The organism is Chelatococcus sp. KU-N122, from assembly GCF_055391085.1.
In genome coordinates this window covers 7,290,873-7,312,342 of the sequence record NZ_AP043981.1, presented here as the reverse complement: position 1 = coordinate 7,312,342, position 21,470 = coordinate 7,290,873, and the positions used below count along the sequence as shown (strand labels likewise).

Annotated in this window: 19 protein-coding genes; 8 read left to right on the top strand and 11 right to left on the bottom strand. The window is 68.3% G+C overall.

Annotated elements, in window-relative coordinates:
* Positions 1–82 precede the first annotated feature (82 nt).
* The 4 genes from ACZ5PO_RS33055 (at position 83) to ACZ5PO_RS33040 (ending at position 3,160) form a co-directional block, all read left to right on the top strand.
* Positions 83–706, top strand: a complete 624-nt coding sequence (locus ACZ5PO_RS33055; RefSeq protein WP_464186893.1) for a TetR/AcrR family transcriptional regulator — start codon at positions 83–85, stop codon at positions 704–706.
* Between the two features lie 39 nt (positions 707–745).
* Positions 746–1,498: a haloacid dehalogenase type II gene (locus ACZ5PO_RS33050; protein WP_464186892.1), complete on the top strand. Its 753-nt coding sequence runs from the start codon at positions 746–748 to the stop codon at positions 1,496–1,498.
* A gap of 140 nt (positions 1,499–1,638) precedes the next feature.
* Entirely contained in the window at positions 1,639–2,241 is a 603-nt protein-coding gene (locus tag ACZ5PO_RS33045; protein ID WP_464186891.1) for a TetR/AcrR family transcriptional regulator, read from the top strand.
* Between the two features lie 28 nt (positions 2,242–2,269).
* The gene (locus ACZ5PO_RS33040) at positions 2,270–3,160 is read left to right on the top strand and encodes a haloalkane dehalogenase (protein ID WP_464186889.1); all 891 of its coding nucleotides are present in this window, start codon (positions 2,270–2,272) and stop codon (positions 3,158–3,160) included.
* A gap of 41 nt (positions 3,161–3,201) precedes the next feature.
* On the opposite strand, the gene ACZ5PO_RS33035 is transcribed toward ACZ5PO_RS33040, so the two are convergent.
* Positions 3,202–3,969, bottom strand: a complete 768-nt coding sequence (locus ACZ5PO_RS33035; protein ID WP_464186887.1) for a helix-turn-helix domain-containing protein — start codon at positions 3,967–3,969, stop codon at positions 3,202–3,204.
* 172 nt (positions 3,970–4,141) lie between these two features.
* Between ACZ5PO_RS33035 and ACZ5PO_RS33030 the strand changes: the two genes are divergently transcribed.
* Together ACZ5PO_RS33030 and ACZ5PO_RS33025 are read left to right on the top strand one after the other, a co-directional pair.
* On the top strand, positions 4,142–6,460 hold the full coding sequence (locus ACZ5PO_RS33030) for a marine proteobacterial sortase target protein (protein WP_464186886.1): 2,319 nt from the start codon (positions 4,142–4,144) through the stop codon (positions 6,458–6,460).
* A 101-nt stretch (positions 6,461–6,561) separates the two neighbouring features.
* Positions 6,562–7,182, top strand: a complete 621-nt coding sequence (locus ACZ5PO_RS33025; protein WP_464186885.1) for a class GN sortase — start codon at positions 6,562–6,564, stop codon at positions 7,180–7,182.
* Between the two features lie 207 nt (positions 7,183–7,389).
* Here the strand turns inward: ACZ5PO_RS33025 and ACZ5PO_RS33020 are convergent, their stop codons facing one another.
* The 3 genes from ACZ5PO_RS33020 to ACZ5PO_RS33010 all read right to left on the bottom strand — a co-directional run bounded on the left by ACZ5PO_RS33020 (position 7,390) and on the right by ACZ5PO_RS33010 (position 12,476).
* Positions 7,390–10,467 carry an efflux RND transporter permease subunit gene (locus ACZ5PO_RS33020; protein ID WP_464197136.1) on the bottom strand — a complete coding sequence of 1,026 codons (3,078 nt, stop codon included), beginning with the start codon at positions 10,465–10,467 and terminating at the stop codon, positions 7,390–7,392.
* Between the two features lie 5 nt (positions 10,468–10,472).
* Complete coding sequence (locus tag ACZ5PO_RS33015) at positions 10,473–11,579, bottom strand: efflux RND transporter periplasmic adaptor subunit (protein ID WP_464186883.1); 1,107 nt, start codon at positions 11,577–11,579, stop codon at positions 10,473–10,475.
* A gap of 84 nt (positions 11,580–11,663) precedes the next feature.
* Positions 11,664–12,476 (bottom strand): DUF3313 domain-containing protein, encoded by an 813-nt coding sequence (locus ACZ5PO_RS33010; RefSeq protein WP_464186881.1) that lies wholly within the window; start codon positions 12,474–12,476, stop codon positions 11,664–11,666.
* Between the two features lie 544 nt (positions 12,477–13,020).
* Between ACZ5PO_RS33010 and ACZ5PO_RS33005 the strand changes: the two genes are divergently transcribed.
* Positions 13,021–13,737: a response regulator gene (locus tag ACZ5PO_RS33005; protein WP_464186879.1), complete on the top strand. Its 717-nt coding sequence runs from the start codon at positions 13,021–13,023 to the stop codon at positions 13,735–13,737.
* 2 nt (positions 13,738–13,739) lie between these two features.
* On the top strand, positions 13,740–14,963 hold the full coding sequence (locus tag ACZ5PO_RS33000) for an ATP-binding protein (protein WP_464186878.1): 1,224 nt from the start codon (positions 13,740–13,742) through the stop codon (positions 14,961–14,963).
* 16 nt (positions 14,964–14,979) lie between these two features.
* Here the strand turns inward: ACZ5PO_RS33000 and ACZ5PO_RS32995 are convergent, their stop codons facing one another.
* The 7 genes from ACZ5PO_RS32995 to ACZ5PO_RS32965 form a co-directional block, all read right to left on the bottom strand.
* Positions 14,980–15,672, bottom strand: a complete 693-nt coding sequence (locus ACZ5PO_RS32995) for an ABC transporter ATP-binding protein (protein WP_464197134.1) — start codon at positions 15,670–15,672, stop codon at positions 14,980–14,982.
* Between the two features lie 53 nt (positions 15,673–15,725).
* Positions 15,726–16,514 carry an ABC transporter ATP-binding protein gene (locus ACZ5PO_RS32990; RefSeq protein ID WP_464186877.1) on the bottom strand — a complete coding sequence of 263 codons (789 nt, stop codon included), beginning with the start codon at positions 16,512–16,514 and terminating at the stop codon, positions 15,726–15,728.
* A 113-nt stretch (positions 16,515–16,627) separates the two neighbouring features.
* On the bottom strand, positions 16,628–17,602 hold the full coding sequence (locus tag ACZ5PO_RS32985; RefSeq protein WP_464186876.1) for a branched-chain amino acid ABC transporter permease: 975 nt from the start codon (positions 17,600–17,602) through the stop codon (positions 16,628–16,630).
* Entirely contained in the window at positions 17,602–18,474 is an 873-nt protein-coding gene (locus ACZ5PO_RS32980; RefSeq protein ID WP_464186874.1) for a branched-chain amino acid ABC transporter permease, read from the bottom strand. Before ACZ5PO_RS32980 ends, ACZ5PO_RS32985 begins: the two co-directional genes overlap by 1 nt.
* Positions 18,475–18,502: 28 nt before the next feature.
* Positions 18,503–19,654 carry an ABC transporter substrate-binding protein gene (locus tag ACZ5PO_RS32975; RefSeq protein WP_464186872.1) on the bottom strand — a complete coding sequence of 384 codons (1,152 nt, stop codon included), beginning with the start codon at positions 19,652–19,654 and terminating at the stop codon, positions 18,503–18,505.
* Positions 19,655–19,719: 65 nt separating this feature from the next.
* Complete coding sequence (locus ACZ5PO_RS32970; protein ID WP_464186870.1) at positions 19,720–20,667, bottom strand: zinc-dependent alcohol dehydrogenase; 948 nt, start codon at positions 20,665–20,667, stop codon at positions 19,720–19,722.
* Positions 20,664–21,470, bottom strand: a complete 807-nt coding sequence (locus tag ACZ5PO_RS32965) for an SDR family NAD(P)-dependent oxidoreductase (RefSeq protein ID WP_464186869.1) — start codon at positions 21,468–21,470, stop codon at positions 20,664–20,666. The genes ACZ5PO_RS32970 and ACZ5PO_RS32965 overlap by 4 nt, the downstream gene beginning before the upstream one ends.

The window sequence follows — 21,470 nt, the reverse complement described above, 5'->3', positions numbered from 1 at the left end:
CCGGTGTGCGCGAGAGTCAAGCGCTTTCGCGGCGGGCTCCGGCCGCACTATGAGGGGCGCGGGCACGCGTGTTGGAGGCGCAATGGCAGGACGACCGAGAGGGAAGGCGGCGGCGAGCCCGCGCTACGAGCAGCGCAAGCTCGAGGTGCTGCGCGCCGCCGCCCGGACCTTCAGCAGGCTCGGCTACCACGCCGCGACGCTCGACCACGTGGCCGAGGAGCTCGGCGTGACCAAGCCGGCGCTCTACTACTACGCCGAGAGCAAGGAGGAGCTGCTGTTCACCTGCGGCCAGATGGCGGCCGATGCCCTGCAGGGCGTGCTCGACGGCGCCGACGATGCAGAGCTCAGCGGTCTCGATCGGCTCGTTCGCTTCTTCCGGATCTACGCCGATGTCATCTGCCAGGACTTCGGTCGGTGCCTGGTGCTGACCGAGCCGCGCGATCTTGCCCCGCCACTGCGCGAGGCGCACCTTTCCGGACGGCGCGCGCTCAATCTCGCGGTGCGCGGGATGATCAGGGACGGTATCGGCGACGGGTCGGTCCGGCCGTGCGATGCGCGCGCCGCGTCGATCGCCATGTTCGACGCGTTCAACGGGCTCGGGCGCTGGTTCGACGCGGAGGGGGCAGCGCCGCTGGCGCAGGTGGTCGATCAGTACCTGGCGATCGTCCTGCGCGGCATCGCTGGAACATCTGCCGATCGGATGTGATCATCGGATCCGATGGCCGCGTGAGCCATGGAGTGGACAATGATCAAGGCCTTCGTCTTCGATGCCTACGGGACGCTCTACGACGTGCAGTCGGTCGCCGCGCTGACCGACGCGGCGTTCCCCGGCCATGGCGACACCATCACCCAGGTCTGGCGCATGAAGCAGCTCGAATACAGCTGGCTGCGCTCGATGATGGGCCGCTACGAGGATTTCTGGACGGTGACGCGTGAGGCACTGTCCTACACCCTTGCCGCCCTCGGGCTCGATCCGCAGGAGCGCCTGCTCGATGACGTCGCCGAGGCCTACAACAACTTGCGTCCCTACGCGGACGCCGAGGCGGCGCTGCTCGGCCTCGCCGGCTATCGCCGCGCCATCCTGTCCAACGGCAGCCCGGCCATGCTGGCGGCGCTGACACGCAACTCCGGCCTCGACCGGCACCTGGACGCGACGTTGAGCGTCGACGCCAAGCGGGTATTCAAGCCGGACCCGCGCGCCTACGAGGTCGTACAGGAGCAACTGGGCGTGCAGCCGGGCGAGGTGGTGTTCGTGTCGTCCAACGGCTTCGACGTCTGCGGCGCCAAGAGCTTCGGCTTCCGCGTGGCGCGCATCGAGCGGGTCAGCCCGGAGGCGCTGCGGCAGGCGCTCGCCGACGATCCCGCTATCGGGCCGGCAACGCTGTTCAAGGCGCTACGCACCCAGGAGGAGGCCTGCGGCGAGGCGGCCGATACCGTTATCGCTTCGCTGGCCGAACTGCCTGCCCTGGCCGCGCGCTGGACCGCGGGCGGCGTTTAAGCTCCGTTCGGATCCGGTGGCCCGATCATGGCCGCCGGCACTGTGCCAATTTCGCATGATAGGCATCATGCGAAATTGACATGATGAGCATCATGCGGCTCAATGGCTGAGCCAATACGTCAGCCTGGGGACCGCGGGGCATGCGCAGACGAGACGCCAAAGCGAGCGCCCACGCCCGCATCCTCGAGGTGGCGGCGGCGCGGCTGCGCGATGACGGCGTCGAAGGCGCGTCCATCGCCGAGATCATGGCGGCTGCCGGGCTCACCCACGGCGCCTTCTACGCGCACTTCGCCAGCAAGCAGGACCTGCTCGTGGCGGCATTTCACGCGGCCCTGACCGAGGGGCGGCCCCTGTGGTTCCGGACGTCGCGCAAAGAGACGTGGCCCGAGCGCATCGAGCGGCTGGCGCGGCGCTATCTCAACCCCACCCATCGCGACGATCGGGCCACGAGCTGCGGTTTTTCGGCGCTCGCCAGCGAGATCCCACGCAGCGAGCAGCCGTTGCGGGCGGCCTACGAGGCCGAGCTGCTCAAGACGCTCGCCAGGCTCGCCGAGCCGTGCGAGCCGCCCGAGGCGGACGGTGCAGCACGCCAGGACGACGCCATCGCCTTCCTGGCGCTGTGCATCGGCGGGCTCACGATGGCGCGGGGCGTGACCGATCCCACTCTCTCGGACGCCATTCTCGGGGCCTGCCGCGCCGCCGCGGCGCGGCTGTCGTCAGGCCCAACACAGGGTGTCGCCTGAACACCTGAACCAAGAGCAGGAGGAGAGCATGCCCATCTCGGCTGAACGCTTCGGCGAGACCAAATACGCGACGGTGCTGGGCCGGCGCATGGCCTATATCGACGAGGGGGAGGGCGATGCCATCGTCTTCCAGCACGGCAATCCCACCTCGTCCTACCTCTGGCGCAACGTCATGCCCCATTGCGCGGGGCTCGGGCGCCTGGTGGCGTGCGACCTGATCGGCATGGGCGGCTCCGACAAGCTGCCGGACTCCGGGCCAGGGCGTTACACCTACGAGGAGCAGCGCGAGCATCTCTTCGCGCTCTGGGACCAGCTCGATCTCGGCGACAAGGTCGTGCTGGTGCTGCACGACTGGGGATCGGCGCTGGGCTTCGACTGGGCCCGGCAGCACCCGGATCGGGTGCGAGGGATCGTCTATATGGAGGCGATCGTGCAGCCGGTCACCTGGGCGGACTGGCCCGAGAACGCCCGCCGCGTCTTCCAGGGCTTCCGCGGCGACGGCGGCGAGGACATGATCCTGCAAAAGAACATCTTCGTCGAACGCGTCCTGCCCGGCTCGGTGCTGCGGCCCTTGAGCGAGGCGGAAATGGCGGTCTATCGCGCCCCGTTCGCGACTGCCGGCGAGGATCGGCGCCCGACGCTGACTTGGCCACGGCAAATTCCGATCGAGGGTGAGCCGGCGGCGGTCGCACAGGTGGTCGAGGCCTACGGCCGCTTCCTCGCGCAAAGCCCGATCCCCAAGCTCTTCATCAACGCCGAGCCGGGCTCGATCCTGGCCGGCCGGCCGCGGGAGTTCTGCCGCACCTGGCGCAATCAGACCGAGGTGACGGTGAAGGGCATCCACTTCATCCAGGAGGACAGCCCGGACGAAATCGGCCAGGCGACGGCGGCGTTCGTGCGCGGGTTGCCCGGCGCCTGAATCCGGGAGCCGCGCCGACAGCGGCCGCGGGGCGCGGCGCTTCACCGCTCCAGGAACAGCGCGAACATGTCTTCGGTGACGCGCTCGACGTGACGCCGGTAGGCGTCGTGACAGGGCGCGTCGGCGGCGACGCGGCCGAAGGCGGGGGTGCCGGTCAGCCGCGCCAGGGGCACCAGGGCGAGCGGCACCGCCACCGGCGTCAACTGCGAGCCGCGGCCGGCCTGCAGCGTCGTCAGGATGCCGTACATGGCGCCCTCGATGGTCGGCCGGCCGAGGATGGCGAGCCGGTGCTGGCCGTGCCGGTTGGTCACCAGGTAGATGTGGCCGGACTGGTGCGGGATCGAGACGAAGCCCACCTGGGTGAAGGCGGAATCGAGCCGCTCCGCCTCGCGGAAGGTGAGGCACGACGATCTGTCGTCCCAGGAGATCTGGGTGAGGTAGGCGTAGATGGCGCCGCGTAGCCCGAACGACGGTCTGAGCGTCAGGTAGCTGCCCTCGATCCACGACACCGCGGCGCGCGCATAGGCGCCGAGTTCATCCGCCGCCAGGCTGATGGTGGCGGGTTTGTCCGGCTGGGTGCGGTCGAGACCGTCGCGCAGGCGCATGCCCAAGGCCTCCTCCAGCCGGATCACCGTGGCGAGCGTGAACGGCCGGCGGCCCGACAGCACCTTCTCCAGGGTGGAGATACTGATCTTGGCCTGGTCGGCCAGGGTCTGGCGGGAGATCCGGCGCCGCGCCAGCGCCTCGCGCACCGCATCCGCCAGGGCGCGCCCCTGTGCTTCCGGATAGTCGCCGTCGGAAGAAGACATGCCCGCCTCGAACCGCACAAAACCTCACATAACCGGACGTAACGTGCACCGACAAGGCTGACTGCGGCGGTGCGCTGCCGAACAAGGCCGAACATGATCGTCGCGCCGATCGGGCTGCGGGCGGACCATTCCGGGAGAGCAGGCCCAGGCCCGCTCATCCTGGAGAAAGACCATGTTCGTCACCCCCACCAGCCCGAAAGCGCGCCCGGAGGCCGCCCGGTCTGTCGTGTATCAGGCCCTCCGCTTTGCAAGCTTCGCCTCCGCCGCCGCGGCCGCCGGTCTTGCCGTCGTCGCCTTCTTCGCCGCAAGCCATGGCGCGCAAGCCGCCAATCCGCCGCCGGCAGCCCCGTCGGCCAGCCCCGACACGGTCGGCAGCGGCTCACTGTTGATCAAGACCAGCAAGGGCTACATTGAGGCCGTCCGCGTCGACACCGACGTGGACATCAGCGTCAGCGGCCCGACGGCACGCGCTCGCGTCACGCAGGTGTTCCGCAATCCGACCGACGGCTGGATCGAAGGCGTCTACGTCTATCCGCTGCCCGAAGGCGGCGCCGTCGATACCATGAAGATGGTCGTCGGCAAGCGCGTCATCGTCGCCGACATCGCCGAGCGCACCAAGGCGCGCGAGGTCTACGAGGCGGCCCGTGCCGCCGGCCGCAAGGCCGCGCTGACCGAGCAGGAGCGGCCCAACATCTTCACCAACTCGGTCGCCAACATCGGCCCGGGCGAGAGCGTCGTCGTGCAGATCGAGTATCAGGAGCCGGTGCGCCAGGCCGACAGCCGCTTCTCGCTGCGGGTGCCTCTCGTCGTTGCGCCGCGTTACAATCCGGCCCCGGTCGCCCAGCAGGTCCGCTTCGACGACGGCGGCAGCGGCTGGGGCGCCGATCCGGTGCCCGACCGCGCCCGCATCGAGCCGCCGGTCGCCGACCCGCGTGACAACCCGCCCGGCAACCCCGTTACCCTGACGGTGCGTCTCGCCGCGGGCTTTCCCCTCGCCGACGTGGCGAGCGCCACGCACCAGGTGAAGGTCGACCAGCCTTCGGCCGACGCGCGCACCATCACCCTGGCGGGCCCGGTGCCGGCCGACCGCGACTTCGAGCTGACCTGGACGCCGGCCGCCAGCAAGGCGCCCTCGGTGGGCCTGTTCCGCGAGCGCGTCGGCGCTGACGACTACCTGCTCGCCTTCGTCACGCCGCCGGCGGTGGCCGCGGCGCCCAAGCCGCGCGACGTCACCTTCGTCATCGACAATTCCGGCTCCATGAGCGGGCCCTCGATGCAGCAGGCCAAGGCCAGCCTGATCTACGCGCTCGACCGCCTGCGGCCGGCCGACCGCTTCAACGTCATCCGCTTCGACGACACCATGACCCGGCTGTTCGACGATACGGTGCCGGCGGACGCCGATCACCTGGATCAGGCCAAGGCGTTCGTTGCGCGCCTGGATGCCGCTGGCGGCACCGAGATGCTGGCGCCGATGAAGGCGGCATTGACCGATACGCGCCCGGGCGAGACCAACTATCTGCGCCAGGTGGTCTTTCTCACCGACGGCGAGATCGGCAACGAGCAGCAGATCTTCGATGCCATCGCCCAGATGCGCGGCCGCTCGCGGCTGTTCATGGTCGGTATCGGCTCGGCCCCGAACGGCTACCTGATGCGGCGCGCCGCCGAGCTCGGCCGCGGCACCTTCACGGCGATCAGCACCGGCGGCCAGGTGCAGGAGCGCATGCAGGCGCTGGTGCAGAAGCTGGAGAACCCGACGGTGACCGACATCGAGGCGCGCGTCTCGACGGCGGGGGCCGACCTCACCCCCGGCGACGTGCCGGACCTCTATCGCGGCGAGCCGCTGGTGCTGGCGGCGAAGCTCGGCAAGGGCGGTGCTGCGGGCACGCTGGCCATCGCCGGCCGCATCGGCGACGCCCCCTGGAGCGTCAGCCTGCCGATCGACAAGGCGGCGGCCGGCCACGGCCTCTCCAAGGTGTGGGCGCGGCGCAAGATCGACGACGCCGAAGTCGCCCGCACCATGAACCGCATGACCAAGGACGAGGCGGACAAGGCGGTGCTGAGGCTGGCGCTCGACCATCACCTGGTGACGCGCCTGACCAGCCTGGTCGCCGTCGACAAGACGCCGAGCCGCGCGCTCGACGTGCCGCTGACCCGCGCCGACGTGCCGCTGGAGCTGCCCGCCGGCTGGGACTTCGACAAGGTGTTCGGAATCGATGGCGAACAACCCGAGCCGGCGCGGAAGCAGCCCGTCGAGCGTCGGGCGGAGCACGGTGATCCGGACGGCATCTTCGATGCACGCCGGCCGGCCCGGCCCAGCAAGGCGCTGCCGCCTCGCGCCACCGTCATGGCAGCCGTGGCCTCACCGTCCCAGGGCGTGGCGCTGCCGACGACGGCCACCGACGCGGAGCGCAAGCTCATTGCCGGCCTTGTTCTGCTGGCCCTGGGTCTTGCGGCTCTGGCCAGCGGCGGCTGGCGGCGGTGGCTGGCGTGACCGCCGTGGCAGCCCTAAAGCGCTTCGCGATTGGGTGGAAACACCCAATCGCGAGAGAAGCGCTTCAGATTCAAAAAGTTGAAGCATTTCTGCGGCATTGGATGATGTTCATCCGAAGGCGGAATGCTCTTGCGTCTCCGCGCCGCATCAGCCTGAGGGTGGCGCTTGCCGCCACCCTCATCCTGGCGGGGCTGGCGCTTGCCGGGCAGGGCCTGTGGATCCACGCCAAGGCGGCGCTGGCCCAGGTGTTGCTCAAGCGGGCCTTCGCTCAATCCCTCGCCAGCGGCCAGCCGGTGAAGCCGTGGCGCTGGATGGACACCTGGCCGGTGGCGCGCATCGAGGTGCCGCGGCTCGGCCAGAGCGCCATCGCGCTGGAGAGCGTCAGCGGCCAGGCGCTCGCCTTCGGCCCGGGCCATGTCAGCGGCACGCCCGCGGCGGGCGAAGCCGGCACTGCCGTCTACGCCGCCCACCGCGACACGCAGTTCGCCTTCCTCGGCCAGCTGGCGGCCGGTGACGAGATCCGCGTGACGCGCCGCGACGGCGCCGTCGTGCGCTTCCGCGTCACCCGCATGCGTGTCGTGATGTGGGACGCCTCCGGCATCGATGCCGCGGCGCCGGGCCACCACCTCGTGCTGTCGACGTGCTGGCCGCTCGACGCCGTCACCCCCGGGCCGCTGCGCTATCTGGTGGAGGCGGAGCGGGTGGGGGAGGCGCAGGGATGAACGATCAATTCCGATACGTCGAGAGGGGCGAATTTGCCTCAATGAGCGAAGCTTTGCGCGTATGGCAACGCGAGCGCAAAGAATATGCGAAGCGCATTGCTTCCATTCGCAGCCGGATCCCCCGTTCCGTCAATGACGGTGGGCCCGTTCTGACGAGCGACGAGGTCAGGAAGCGGCCCGCGGCTCCTCGCTTTTCGGTCCGATGCTCTAACGCGCGTGCGCAGCAGTTGGCATGAGTGCTTTCAAGGCCCTGCGCGCGCAGCGGTCGAGATCGTCCATCAGGGTGAAGACCGCAGGAACGTAGATGAGACTGAGGGCCGTCGAGCTCAGAAGGCCGCCGATCACCGCGATCGCCATCGGCGCCCGGAATTCGGCGTCGGCGCCGATTCCAAACGCCAGGGGCAGCATTCCTGCGCCCATCGCGACCGTGGTCATGACGATAGGCCGAGCTCGCTTGCGCGCCGCATCGAGCAGTGCCGCGTTTCGGTCGAGCTTCTGCGCGCTCCGGGCCGTGATGGCGTATTCGACGAGCAGGATCGAGTTCTTGGCAGCGATCCCCATCAGCATGAGCACGCCGATGAGGGCGGGCATGGACAGCGCTGTGCCGGTTGCGACCATCAGCCCGAATGCACCGCCGAGCGACAACGGCAGCGCGGTCAGAATCGTGACCGGTTGAATGAAGTTGTTGAACAAGAGGGCGATCACGAAGAACAGCAGAACAATGCCGGAGACGATCGCGAGGAAGAAGCCGCTGAACAGCTCCTGCATGTGTTCCGCATCACCCGTGGCCTGGCGCGTCACGCCAGCTGGAAGATTCTTGATCGAGGGCAGATTGGCAACAAGCGTCTCGGCTTGCCCCGTGGTCAGGCCGACGAGCTCCGCCTCGACCGTCGCGCTACGGCTGCGGTCGACGCGGTCGATCTGGTTGGGACCTGCGCCGAGCATGACGTCAGCGACGGAGGACAGCGGCACGGTACCTGTCGATGCCGGCACCTGCAGGCTGAGGATCCGCGAGAGGTCGGACCTTGCCCGCTCGTCGAGCATGACGCGGATGGAGATCTGGCGGTCCTTGAGGTTGAACTTCGGCAGGTTGTGATCGGCCTCGCCGAGGGTCGCGATCTTGACCGTTTGAGCTATGGCCTCGGATGAGATGCCAAGCGTGGCCGCCTTGTCGGCTTTGGGTACGATCTGCATTTCGGGACGTGCAAGACTGGCCGTCGATCCGGCGTTCTGAAAGCCCGGTGTCGCCTGCATCTCGCGCGTGAGAGACGACACCGTCCGCGACAGCAGATCCGCGTCGTCGCTTCTGAGCGTGACCTGAACCTTTGCTCCCGACCGGCCATCGGCGCCGAAACGCAGCCGCGCGCCCGGCACCGCAGCCAGCTGAGCGGCGACCGATGCCTCGAACTCCTGCTGCGTGATCGCCCGTTCGCCGCGCGGCCTCAGGTTCACCGTCAGGGTTGCCTTGCGAACTTCATCGGAGGAGGCCGTGGCGTCCATGGGGCCTGCCGAGGCTTGCGTTCCCAGAGCCGCGTAGACGGACTTGACCTCCGGCCGCGCTCTGAGAATGGCGATGGCCCTTCTTGCGGCAGCATCCGTGTCCGCGAGGCTGGCGCCGGGCGCAAGCTCAAGAGCGAGAACGGAGCGCCCCCGGTCGGTCGCGGGCATGAAGTCGGCCGGCATCAGACGGGTCAGGTTCACGGACCCGACGAAGACGGCGATGCCGGCCAAGACCGTCAGCCATCGCCACCGCAGTGTCCAGCCGAGAAGCCGAAGATAGGCCGGAATCCAGAACGCTTCATCGTCCCCCATCCGGTGCGGTTTCATCAAATATGCGCCCATGAGGGGCGTGAGCATGCGTGCGACGACGAGCGAGAAGAACACGGACACGCAGACCGCAATGGCGAACGCCTTGAAGATCTGACCGGGAATACCTCCCATGAAGCCGACCGGCATGAACACGGCGATGATTGAAAACGTCGTCGCGACAACGGCAAGGCCGATCTCGTCTGCGGCTTCCATCGCGGCCTCGTAGGCATTCTTTCCTGATTGCCGCATGTGGCGAACGATGTTCTCGATCTCGACGATGGCATCGTCGACCAGAATGCCGACCACGAGAGCGATGCCGAGCAGCGTGACGTTGTTCAGCGACTGGTTGAGAACATGCATGACGCCGAACGTGGGCAGCAGGGAGAGCGGCAGAGCCACGCTGGACACGAGGGTGGCGCGCATGTCGCGTAGGAAGAGCCAGATCACGAGGATGGCGAGCGCCGCACCGATCAGGAGGGCCTCGATGGCGGCGGCATATCCCTCGAGGACATCATCGGTCGAAGAGGTCACCTCGCGGATCGCGATGTGGGGGTGCTCGCGCGCGAACGACGCCACCTTCGCTCTTGCGGCTTTGGCTACGGCGACCTCGCCGGTGCCCACCGAGCGGTAGATGCTGAAGCCGATCACCTCCCGCTGGTCGAGACGCGCGCGTTGGCGGGGCTCCGCCCACGACCTCTCTATGACGCCGAGCTCCGACAGCCTCACCGTCTGTCCGCCTCGCAGGATCAGCCGCGTTTGCGCAAGCGTCTTGACATCGTCGGCACTCCCAAGAGTTCTGATCGCCTGCTCGGCGTGGCCGAGCGTCATGCGTCCGCCGAGCCGGTTGACGTTCTGCGTCTTCAGTTGCTCGGAGACGTCGGACGCCGTCACGCCGAGCGCCATCAGCCGATCGGGATCGAGCCGCACGCGGATGTCCTGATCCACGCCGCCCGCCCGCTCGATCTTGGAGACGCCGCCGACCGACAGCACGGCTTTCGCCACATCGTTGTCGATGAACCAGCTCAGGTCATCGGGGGCCATCCGGGGGGCATCGACGATGAAGGTCAGAATCGGCTGGCCGGTGGCGTCGACCCGCTGCACCGTCGGCTCCAGCACGTCCACCGGGAGGTTGGGGCGGATCGATTGTACGGCGTTGCGAACATCACCCGTGGCACGATCGATGTCGGTTCCCACGGCGAATTCGATGCTGGTCGTAGAGATGCCTTCGTTGATCGTGGAGCCGATGTGCAGGACGTTGCCGAGGCCGGAGACGCTGTCCTCGATGAGGCGCGTGATCTGGGTCTCCATCTCGGCGGGCGCGGCGCCCCTCCTGCTGACATTGACGGTCACGATTGGGATGTCGATGTCCGGCATGTCGTTGATACGCAGCTTCGACAGGCTCACAGCTCCCGACAGTGACAGCAGCAGAAACAAGACGATGGTGGGCACCGGATGGCGAATGGCCCAGGCCGACATCTGGTTCACGGCATGGCCCCGAGCGGTCGGGCGGAGGCCACCTCGACGCGGACCCGCTCGCCGTCGTTCAAGAGCCCCGCCCCATCGACGACAATGCGTTCGCCGGCAGCCAAGCCCTGCACGACCTCGACGGCGGAGCTCGTCGTGCGTCCGACGGTGATGGCCTTGAGGACCGCGGCTCCCTCGTTGCTCACGGTGAAGACGGCCGCCCTGCCGCCGCGCCAGACGAGCGCTCTGAACGGAATCGTCAGCGCTGCCGTGCCGCCGTCGTCGATTTCGACGCGGACAAACATCCCGGGCTTCAGTTCCGTGTTCGCGGACAGTGCAACGCGCACCGTCCCCAAGCGGGTCTTGGTGTCGACGACCGGAGCCACGAGCCGCACCGACGCGTGCGACACTCGTCCGATCGGATCGACGATGCGCGCGGACTGCTGCGGCAGGATCTTGAAGAGGTCCGCTTCAGGCACCAGCGCATTCACCTCGATGCGCCCGTCCTGAATGAGACGGAACAACTCGGTTCCCGTTTGCACGACCTGGCCGAGGGTGGCGCTGCGCGTCGCCACAATGGCGTTCGCGGGCGCCACGATCTCGGTCTGGGCCAACTTGGCTTTTGTTTCCTCCAGAATCGCCCGCGCGGACGCGAGCTTCGCCGTAGTGGTCTTGACGAGCGTTTCACGTTGCTCGATCGTTTGGCGGCTGATGACGCCGCTGGCGACGGTATAAGCTCGTCTCTGGTCGGACAGCGCGTTGGTGAGCCCAGCTTCGGCCTCGGCAACGGCTGCTTTATTCTGCTCGATCTGCGCCAGCAGCAGGCTTCGATTGAGGCGCACCAGGACTTGGCCTTTCTGCACCCTGTCGCCTTCCTCGGCGCGGATGTCGACGATCGCGAGCCCGTTCGCCTCGGAGCTGATCGGCATGTCGCGCCATGCGGCGACCGTGCCGGTTCCGACGATCGCGCGATCGATCCGGCTCTCGCGCACGGTGTCGACGGTAACTGTCAGAGCAAGGCGGCGGTCATCTTGGCGATCTGCTGTGAAAGCTGTGGCCAGCCCGGGAACAAGCAACGCAAAGGAAATTGACAGTCGTGCTCCTGCACGTAGCGGTGCTATCATGGTATTACTCTTAGCGGTTCGGTACATCTAGCGCCGGTCGAACCCTGCGATTTCGATGCGACGCCAGTGCATCGTCGGTGAGTTCTAGCGCGCCGCTTGTCGAGCCCCCCTGTCGGTCCATTCAGGTGGCAGTCCGAGCTGGCCTCCGACCATCCCGACAATTCCCGGGGCGCGGCCGTAGCTTTCGCATGCAGCGTGTTTCGGAGGGAGGCCCACGGTCGAGTTGATCTTTTGCAAGGACGGGAGGTCGATGCCCGAGTTGTCGAAAGGGCTGCGACCCTTGACGAGCAGCTGGCCGAAATCCTCACCGGCTGCGTCCGCCAGATCATAGGCGTCGCTCACCTTCGAGATCCTCGGCGAACTGAAGAGCGCGTTCGCTCCCCTGGCCCAAAGCATGGCCGCCTGTTGCTGGCCTGACCGGTCTATTGCCTCGGCTTCGATCGAGAGGTTGCCCAATCCGATCGGAATGCGGGGTGTGGGAATCGGGACGCCCACATCTACGAAATTCATGCCTATCGAAGCGGCGACCGATACCCCTGCCGCAAGCTCGTCGGTCTCTGTCGCCTGGGTGACGGAGGCACGTACCGTCAAATCCGCAGGCTCGTCCGGCGTTACCACCTTGAAGCGGTCGCTGAGGCTGACACACAGCGCGCGACTGACGGCGTTCGCCACAAGCTCGCGCTGTTGGTTCGAGAGCTTCGGCGCGACGGTGGCAGGGAACACGATCGATGCGATCTTGACCGTCTTGGCCGCCAGCACCTGCTCCTTCTTTATATGGATGCGCGACTTGGTGAGCAGCCCGTCGGAGGGAGCCATCGCGCGGTATGACGACAATCCGCCGCCTGGCACGAGCGGGGAGGGGGCGCAGGCGGACAAAAGGCCGGCGGTGGCCAGCACGACGATGGGCGCGGGACTAGACGGGGCTCGCATCGGACGCCTCCCGCTCAGCTGCTTTCACGGAAGCCTCGTCGGGCCTGCAGGCTGGCGCGACATCCGAGGGCGAGCCCTGCGGCGAAGACGTTCTTTCGGCGCCGTACGCGGCTGGCGCGCCAAGGAGCGTCGCCGTGAGGAGCGCTGCCCTCAGGACCAGAGATTGCCAGTGGAAGAACGCGCATCTGGCGTGCCGAGAGAACGCGCCGGGTGAGCTACGTCTGCGCAGACCGCCTTGCCGACTGAATGCAACGCTGTCGCCAGCCGCGAGTCGGCTGGGCCTTGTTGGAACGCGCATCGGAACCCTCGATCATTGACGCTGGGCTACCGATAGGGTGAGCTCGTTGCTCGAAATGCCACCCTGGATGTCCGAGCCTGTCTGACGAGCGGATTTTTATGTCTAAACATGTCTTGTCGGGGTTCAGAAAAACACTGACACAAAAAAGTCGGCCTTCCCCCCTACGGCCGAGCTACATCTATTCCGGTAAACATAGGTCATTCACAGCTGGCCATGACCACGAACGCGCAAGTTCTCGTAGTCGACGACGATGCCGAAATCCGTAAGCTCATCGCCCGCTACATGCGGGAGCAAGGTTTTCGCGTTTTGCTCGCGTCGAAATGCGCGGAGGTGCGCGAGAGGATCATCACAAATCAGATTGATCTCATCATCCTCGACGTGATGTTGCCGGATGGGTCGGGGCTGGACCTTTGCCGCGATCTGCGGGCATCGCGATCGCACATTCCGATCATCCTGCTCACGGCGCTGAAGGAGGACGTCGATCGGATCATCGGTCTCGAGATCGGTGCGGATGACTACCTGGGCAAGCCGTTCAATCCGAGAGAGCTTGTGGCCCGCATCCGCGCGGTTCTCCGCCGCGGCCAGATGGTCGGCTCCGAGGCTCGGACGACGGGAGTCTATCACTTCGAGGGCTTCCTGGCCGATCCGTCCACACGCTCCGTGACGGACCCGAACGGTGCCCATGTTCCGCTCACCGGTGCCGAATTCGACCTTCTTTTGACATTCCTGGACCGACCGGGCCGCGTGCTCAACCGCGATCAGCTCCTTGATCTGACCCGGGGAGGCGACGGCGACATTCTGGATCGCTCGATCGATGTCCTGATCAGCCGACTGCGGCGGAAGCTGTCGGACAGCACATCTCAGATCTTCAAGACCATTCGGAATGGCGGCTACCAGCTCTCCGTCAAAGTCCGCGTGCTGGACGAGTAGACATGAATACGCTTCGGGCGAAAATGGCCCTGCTGCTCGTGCTGTCGATCGTCTCGGTCGTCGCGTTGATCACGCTCACGATGATGTACGCGTTCAAGACGCCGACGGATGTCGTCGTCGACATGTTTGCCAAGCAGCTCATCCTCATGGAGCGGCTTGCAGAGCAAAGCCCCGAGCCGGACGTCCTGTCGCCACACGCCGCCGCGGGCGTGCCGGACCAGGATCAAACGGAGCTGCTTCGCGCTGCCGCAGCGCGGCTTGGAACGCCGCTCGACGTCTCCGTGACCTACAATGCAGCCGACAGCCGTATTCGCACCGTGTCGGTGCGTGTCGGGGCTCACGGCTGGCTGGTGGCGGACTTTGATCCCCCCTCGGATCCGGAATTATGGGGGTGGTTTGCACTCATCACCATCGGTGTCGGATCGATCGCGGTGTTCGTCGCCAATCGCATGAGCAAGCCTCTGGCGCTCCTCGAAAGCGCGGCAGAGTCGGTGAGCCCGGACGGCGTTCTCCCGGCGCTTGCTGAACGTGGGCCGGCGGAGGTACGCGCTACGGCGGCTGCCATCAACTCTCTTTCGGCTCGCCTGAAGCACGCCGTCGAAAGCCGGATGCGGCTCGTCGCGGCTGCCGGTCACGACTTCCGCACCCCGCTCACTCGCATGCGGCTTCGCGCGGAGTTCGTCACCGACGATGAGGACCGGGAGCTGTGGCTCAAGGACATCGACGAGTTGGACCGGATTGCCGACAGTGCCATCCAGCTTGTCCGCGAAGAAACCACGAAGACGTCGCCGGAAGTCATTCGCGTGGATGACCTGGTCAGGCGCGTCGTAGCGGAGCTGCAGGAACAGGATTTTGGGATCGAGGTGACCGATGCCGGCGAAGCGTACGCTAAGGCCAGTCGGCTGGCTCTGAGCCGCGCCTTGCGCAATCTCTTCATCAACGCCGCGACCCACGGCGTGCGTGGCCATGTGAACGTATCTGGTGGCGCGGTGACGCGGATCACCATCTCTGATCAGGGGCCGGGTATCGCGCCGGCCGTACTGGATCAAGTGTTCGAGCCGTTCTTCCGGGCCGACGGGGCACGTGGCCAGAGAGTTCCCGGTGCCGGGCTGGGCCTCACGATCGCCCACGAGATCATTCGGAGGGAGGGCGGTGATATTCGGATCACCAATCGGCCGGGCGGCGGCTTGATTCAGGTCGTCGAGTTGCCCACCGTTCCACTCTGATCCCCGGCGGCCAGGGTCACATGCCGAGATAGGCCCGCTGCACGTCCGCGCTGGCGAGCAGGTCCTGGCCACGGCCGCTCATGGTGATCGAGCCGGTTTCCAGCACATAGCCCCGGTCGGCGATGGCGAGCGCCGCCTGGGCGTTCTGCTCCACCAGCAGGATGCTCATGCCGCCGTCGCGCAAGCCCGCAATGACGCGCAGGATCTCCTCGACGAGGAGCGGCGCGAGCCCCATGGACGGCTCGTCGAGCAGCAGCAGCTCCGGCCGGCCCATCAATGCGCGGCCGATGGCCAGCATCTGCTGCTGGCCGCCGGACAACCCGCCCGCGGGCAGATCACGCTTGTCGCGCAGCACCGGAAAGAGGTCGTAGGCAAGGTCCAGGTCCGCCGGCGCGCGGCTGCCGTAGGCGCCGAGCCGCAGATTGTCGGCGACGCTCATGGGGCCGAACACCTGCCGGCCCTCCGGCACCTGGCAGATGCCGCGGCGCACGCGCTTGTCGGGGGCGAGCCGGCCGATGTCGTCGCCGCGGAAGCGGATGCTGCCGGCGGCGAGCGGCAGCAGGCCCGAGATGGCGCGCAGCAGCGTCGTCTTGCCGGCGCCGTTGGCTCCCACCAGGGCGACGAGCTCGCCCGGTGCCAGCTCCAGATCGACGCCGTGCAGGGCCTCGATGCGGCCGTAGCGGCAGCGCAGGCCGTGCACGGCCAGGATCGGCGTCGTCCGGCCGCAGCTCGCGGATGGCGTGACGAGGGAGGCGACGGCGCTCATCGGGCGTCGCTTCCGGCCAGCTGCGCTCGTGCCGGTTCGGCCGCCTTGCCGAGATAGGCCTCGATGACGGCGCGGTCGGCGCGCACGTCCTCGGGTGTGCCCTCGGCGATCTTCTGGCCGTGGTCGAGCACCACGACGCGGTCGGAGACGCCCATGACCAGCTTCATGTCGTGCTCGACGATGACCACGGTGACGCCACGCTCGGCGACGCGGCGGATCAGCTTGGCCATCTCCGCCTTCTCCGTCGGATTGAGCCCCGCGGCGGGCTCGTCGAGCAGCAGCACCGAGGGCTCCGCCGCGAGCGCACGGGCGATCTCCAGGCGTTTCAGGTCGCCGTAGGCGAGCTGTCCGGCCTCGGCTGCCGGATCGACGGCGAGACCGGCGAAGCGCATGTGCGCCAGCGCCTCCTCGGAACAGGCGCGCTCGCGCCGGCGCAGGGCGGGCAGGCGCAACATGCCGGCGAGGAAGCGCGTATCGAGACGCACGTGGGCGCCCACCATCACGTTCTCGAGCGCGGTCATGTTCATGAACACCTGCAGGTTCTGGAAGGTGCGGCTCAGGCCCAGCCGCGCCAGCTGCTCCGGTGCGAGCCCGGCGATGCGGTGCCCGGCCAGCAGGATCTCGCCGGCGTCGGGCCGGTAGAGCCCGGAGACGAGGTTGAGCACCGTGGTCTTGCCGGCGCCGTTGGGGCCGATCACCGCCTGCACGGTGCCGGCCTCGACGGTGAAGGAGACGTCGCGCACGGCGCTGACGCCGCCAAAGCGCTTGTCGAGTCCGCTGACCACTAGAGCGGGATGATTTTTCCTTGAATCATCATCCCGCTCTAAGTCTTTGTTTTGAGCATGATCTTGTCCAAGAGCCGGTGCCCACTTCTTGGGATCATGCTCTGGCGCCGGGGTCACGGGCGCACCCGCTTGAGCTGCTGCGCCAGGGTCGGCACGATGCCATCCGGCAACAGGATCATGGTGAGGACCAGGATCAGGCCGAACACGGCGGTCTCCCAATCCTCCACGGCCACAAGCAACTGCGGCAACGCCGTGAGCAGCGCCGCGCCGACGATCGAGCCGCCGATCGAGGCCATGCCGCCGACCACGACCATGGCGAGCAGCAGCACCGAGCGGCCGAAGCCGGCGTTGTCGGGGGTGAGGAACTCCAGGTAATGCCCCTCCAGGCTGCCCATCAGGCTCGCCATGACGGCCGACAGCACGAACACCTTCACCTTGAAGGCGATGACGTCGATGCCGGCGACGCGGGCGGCAGTCTCCGAGCCGTGGATTGCCTTGAGCGCCCGGCCGGCGGGCGAGCGCATCAGATTGCCGGCCGCGACGACGGCGAGCACCAGCAGGACGGCGAACACGGAGAACCAGGCGCGGTCGCCGGCGAGCGTGAGGCCGCCCACCGTGAACGGCGGCACCACGAGGCCGTCGGAGCCGCCGGTCCATCGCCGCTCGTTGCCGATCACGATAGTGATGATGATGCCGATGCCGAGCGTCGCCATGGCCAGGTGATGGCCCTTGAGCGACAGCACCGGCCGGGCCAGGGCGAAGGCGACGATCGCGGTGCCCGCCGCGCCGGCGACCAGCGCCGCCAGCGGCGGCCAGCCGAGCTGCGTGGTGAGGATGGCGGAGGCATAGGCGCCGAGGCCGAGGAAGGCGGCGTGGCCGAGGCTGATCTGGCCGGCGTAGCCGAACAGCAGGTTGAGGCCGAGCACGATGACGGCGCTGATCAGCGTGCGGATGGCGACGTCGAAGAGGTAAGGCCCCGGCGAGGCCAATGCGAAGCCGGCGAGCAGCAGCGCCAGCGCGACGGCGAAGCCGTGATTCACAACGACGCCCTTGATCGGATTGAGATCCTTGATCGGGTTCTTGACCATCACACGCGCTCCGTCACGCGGGCGCCGAAGAGGCCGCGCGGCAGCACCAGGAAGACGGCAATGATGACGACGAGGGCGAGCGCATCCTTGTAGGCGGAGGAGACGAAGCCCGCGGTCATCGCTTCCAGCACGCCAAGGATCAGGCCGCCGACGACGGCGCCGGCGCCGCTGCCTAGGCCGCCCAGGGCCGCCGCGGCGAAGCCCTTGAGGCCGAGCATGGTGCCGGTGTCGTAGCTGGCGAAGGTGAGCGGCGCGACGATGACCCCGCCCGCGGCCCCGAGCCCGGCCGACAGGGCGAAGGACAGGGCGAGCACGCGCCGGGTGTCGATACCGACGAGCTGCGCCGCCAGGCGATTGTGCGACGTGGCCAGGAAGGCCTTGCCCTCCAGCGTGCGGCCGAAGAAGACGGCCAATGCCGCGACGATAGCCAGGGTGATGCCGGCGATCCACAGGCTCTGGGGCAGCAGGGTGGCGCCGCCGACGGTGATCGGCGTCGCCCCGGAGAACGGCGGCAGGGCATGGCTCTCCTTGCCCAGCGTCACCTGCACGAGGCCGCGGATCAGCTGGCCGCAGCCCAGGGTGATGATGATCAGGGTGACCAGCGAGGTGCGCCGGGCCGGCTCGATGGCGAGCTTCTCCATGGCGAGGCCGGCGACGACACCCAGGACGACGGCGCCGGGCAGCGCCAGTGGCGGTGGCAGGCCGGCGCCGATGAGGCCGACGGCGGCCATGGCGCCCAGCATGATGAATTCGCCCTGGGCGAAGTTGATGACGCCGCTGGCGCTGTAGACGAGCGTGTAACCGACCGCCGCGAGCGCGTAGATGGCGCCGACCGTGAGCCCGGAGATGAGAAATTGAAGTAAGTCGGACATGGGGCGTGGGCCTCCCGTCGGCTGGTCGTCAGTCGGCGCGCACGAAGCGGCCGTCCTTGACCTGGAACATGTGCAGCGAATCGAGCGGTAGGCCGAGATGATCGGTCGGGCTCAGGGTGAACACGCCGTTCAGCGCCGGCAGCGCCCGCGTCTGCTCGATGGCGTCGCGCAGCCTGGCTTTGTCGGCGGAGCCGGCGCGCTTCAGCGCATCGGCCAGGATGATGGCCGCGTCGTAGGTGTTGGAGGCGAACGGTGGGGCCGGGGCCTTGTAGGCCTCCTGGTAGCCTCCGTAGAAGGCATCGATCACCGGCTTCTGCAGGCTGTCGGCCGGCACGGCGTCGGGCACGACGAAGATCGCCGAGGGCAGCCGCGCGCCTTCGGCGGCCGCGCCGGCGAGGCGGATGAACTCCGGGTTGACGGCGGCATGGGGCAGCCACAGCGGCAGCCCGATGTTCATCTGCGCATAGTTCTTGGCGGCGACGGCGGGGGCTGCTCCGGCGCCGGCGAAGATCAGCACGCCCTGCAGGCCGGCAGCGCCGCGCATCTTGGTGAATTGCGGGGTCATGTCGGTGTCCTTGGGGGCGAACTGCTCGTCGACCACCACGGCGATGCCGTACTTGGGCGCCAGCTCCAGCGTCTCCTTGCGACCGGACTGGCCGAAGCCGGCGCTTTCCGAGATCAGGCCGATGCGGCTGACGCCCCGCTTGTGCATGTCCGCGAGGATGCGCTCCGCGACCATGCGGTCGGTGTGGGGCACCTTGAACACCCATTTCTTCACCGGCTCGATGATCGACAGTCCGCCGGCGGCGGAGACGTAGGGCACGCCGGCCCGCTCCGCGACGGCGACCATGGCCATGCCCTGCGCCGTGGTGGTGCCGCCGACCAGCGCGTCGACCTTGTCGGATTCGATCAGCCGCTTGGTGAAGGTGTTGGTCCGGGCCGGATCGGAGGCGTCGTCGTAGACGACCAGCTCGACCTTGCGCTCGCCGATGCCGCCGGCGGCGTTGAGCTTGCCGATGAACAGCTCGAGCGCCTTCTGCTCGGGATCGCCGAGGAAGCCGAGCGGGCCGCTGGTCGACAGTACGGCGCCGATCTTGATGGCGGGTTCGGCGGCAGGGGCCGGGCCGATGGTCAGCGCCATCAGCGCGGCGACGGCAAGTGCCTTTGAGGTCGTGGTCATGCATGGTCCTCCCGAAGAATGGTCGTTGTCGTCCCCGGTCTGGTGCCGGGGTGCTGCTGCCGTGATCAGGCGGCGACGGCGAACTGCACCTTGACGTGCGCGGCCTCGCCGCGGCCGGCGACCAGGTCGGCGAATGCGGCGGCGCTCTCGCTGAACGGCGTGGTGCGGACCCAGCCGGTGTCGAGCCCGCGCACCAGGCCGATCGCGTCGACGAAGTCCTGCGGGGTGTAGGCGAAGGAGCCGCGGATGCTGCGCTCGCCGGCGACGATGGCGCCGCCCGGCACGACCAGCTCCTCCGCGTGCAGGCCGACGAGCACGGCCGTACCGCCCGGGCGGACGCGCAGGCAGGCGTCGCGCCGCGTCTCGACCGAGCCGACGCTGTCGATCACCGCGGCATAGTCGGCGGACGGCGCCGTTTCGGTGACGTCGGCGCCGAGCGCCGCGGCGATGGCAAGGCGCGCCGGCGCGATGTCGGTCGCGGTGATGCGGCCGATGCCGTGTGCCTTGAGCACGATGACCGTGCACAGGCCGATGGCGCCGGCGCCGAGGACCGCGACGTCGCCGGCCGGCTGCGGCGTGAGGCGCCAGGCGTGCAGCGCGGTCGCCACCGGCTCCGCCAGCGCAGCCTGAGTGAGGTCGAGGTCGGCCACGTCGACGACGTTGGAGGCGGGCACGGCGACGCGTTCGGCGAAGGCTCCGGGCCGGTGTACGCCCAGCACCTGGCGGCGGGCACAGATTTGCGGCCGGCCGGCGGCGCAGGCCGAGCAGGCGCCGCAGCTCAGGATCGGATTGACCACGGCGAGGGCGCCCGTGTCGGCGCGCCGACCAACGAACTCATGGCCGAGGGCGACCCCGGCGGTGAGCTGTGGCCGCCCGTTCCGCACCGCGCCGAGATCGGTGCCGCAGACGCCGACCCGCAGCACGTCGAGCACAATGTCGCCTGGCCCGGCCTGCGGCTCCGGCACCTCGGCCAGACGCACGTCCTGGCCGCCGGCGTAGACCAGGGCTCTCATGGCGCGGTCGCCGCTGGCACAGGGGAGGGTGCACGGGCGGCGAGGCTCGGGTAGCGCTGGGTCAGCGCACCGCCGTCCACGTAGATGGTGTCGCCGTTGATATAGGCGGCGTCGTCCGAGGCGAGGAAGGCGACGACGGCGGCGATGTCTTCCGGCTTCGCCGGCCGGCCCGCCGGGATGTTGGCCAGAAACTCCTGGCGGGCTTCCGGCCGCGCCAGCAGCCGCGCCACCAGCGGCGTCTCGGTGAGGCCGGGGCCGACGCCGACGACGCGGATGCCGTGCGGCGCGAGCTCCATGGCGGCGACGCGGGTGAGCATGGCGACGCCTGCCTTGGAGGCGCAGTAGGCAGCGAGGCCTTCGCCCGGTTGCAGCGCGTTGGTCGACGCGATGTTGACGATGACGCCGCCGCCCTGGCGCAACATCTGCCGCGCCTCATGCTTGCAGCAGACGAAGGCGCCGGTGAGGTTGACGTCCTGCACACGCTGCCAATCGGCCAGCGACTGGTCGACGAGGGCGGCGCTGAAGCCGACACCGGCGGCATTCACGGCGATGTCGAGCCTGCCGCGCACGGCGGCGGCGCGGGCCACGGCGGCTTCGATGGCCGCCTCGTCTGCGACATCGGCGGCGAGCGCCAGGCTCGATGGGCCGAGCTCGGCCACGGTGCGTTCCGCTGCGGCAAGATCGCGGTCGAGCCCGACCACGATCGCGCCCTCGTGCGCCAGGCGGCGGGCTACGGCGGCGCCGATGCCGGAGCCGGCGCCCGTCACCAGGGCGGTGCGTCCGTCGAGAGGCCGTTCGGCCAT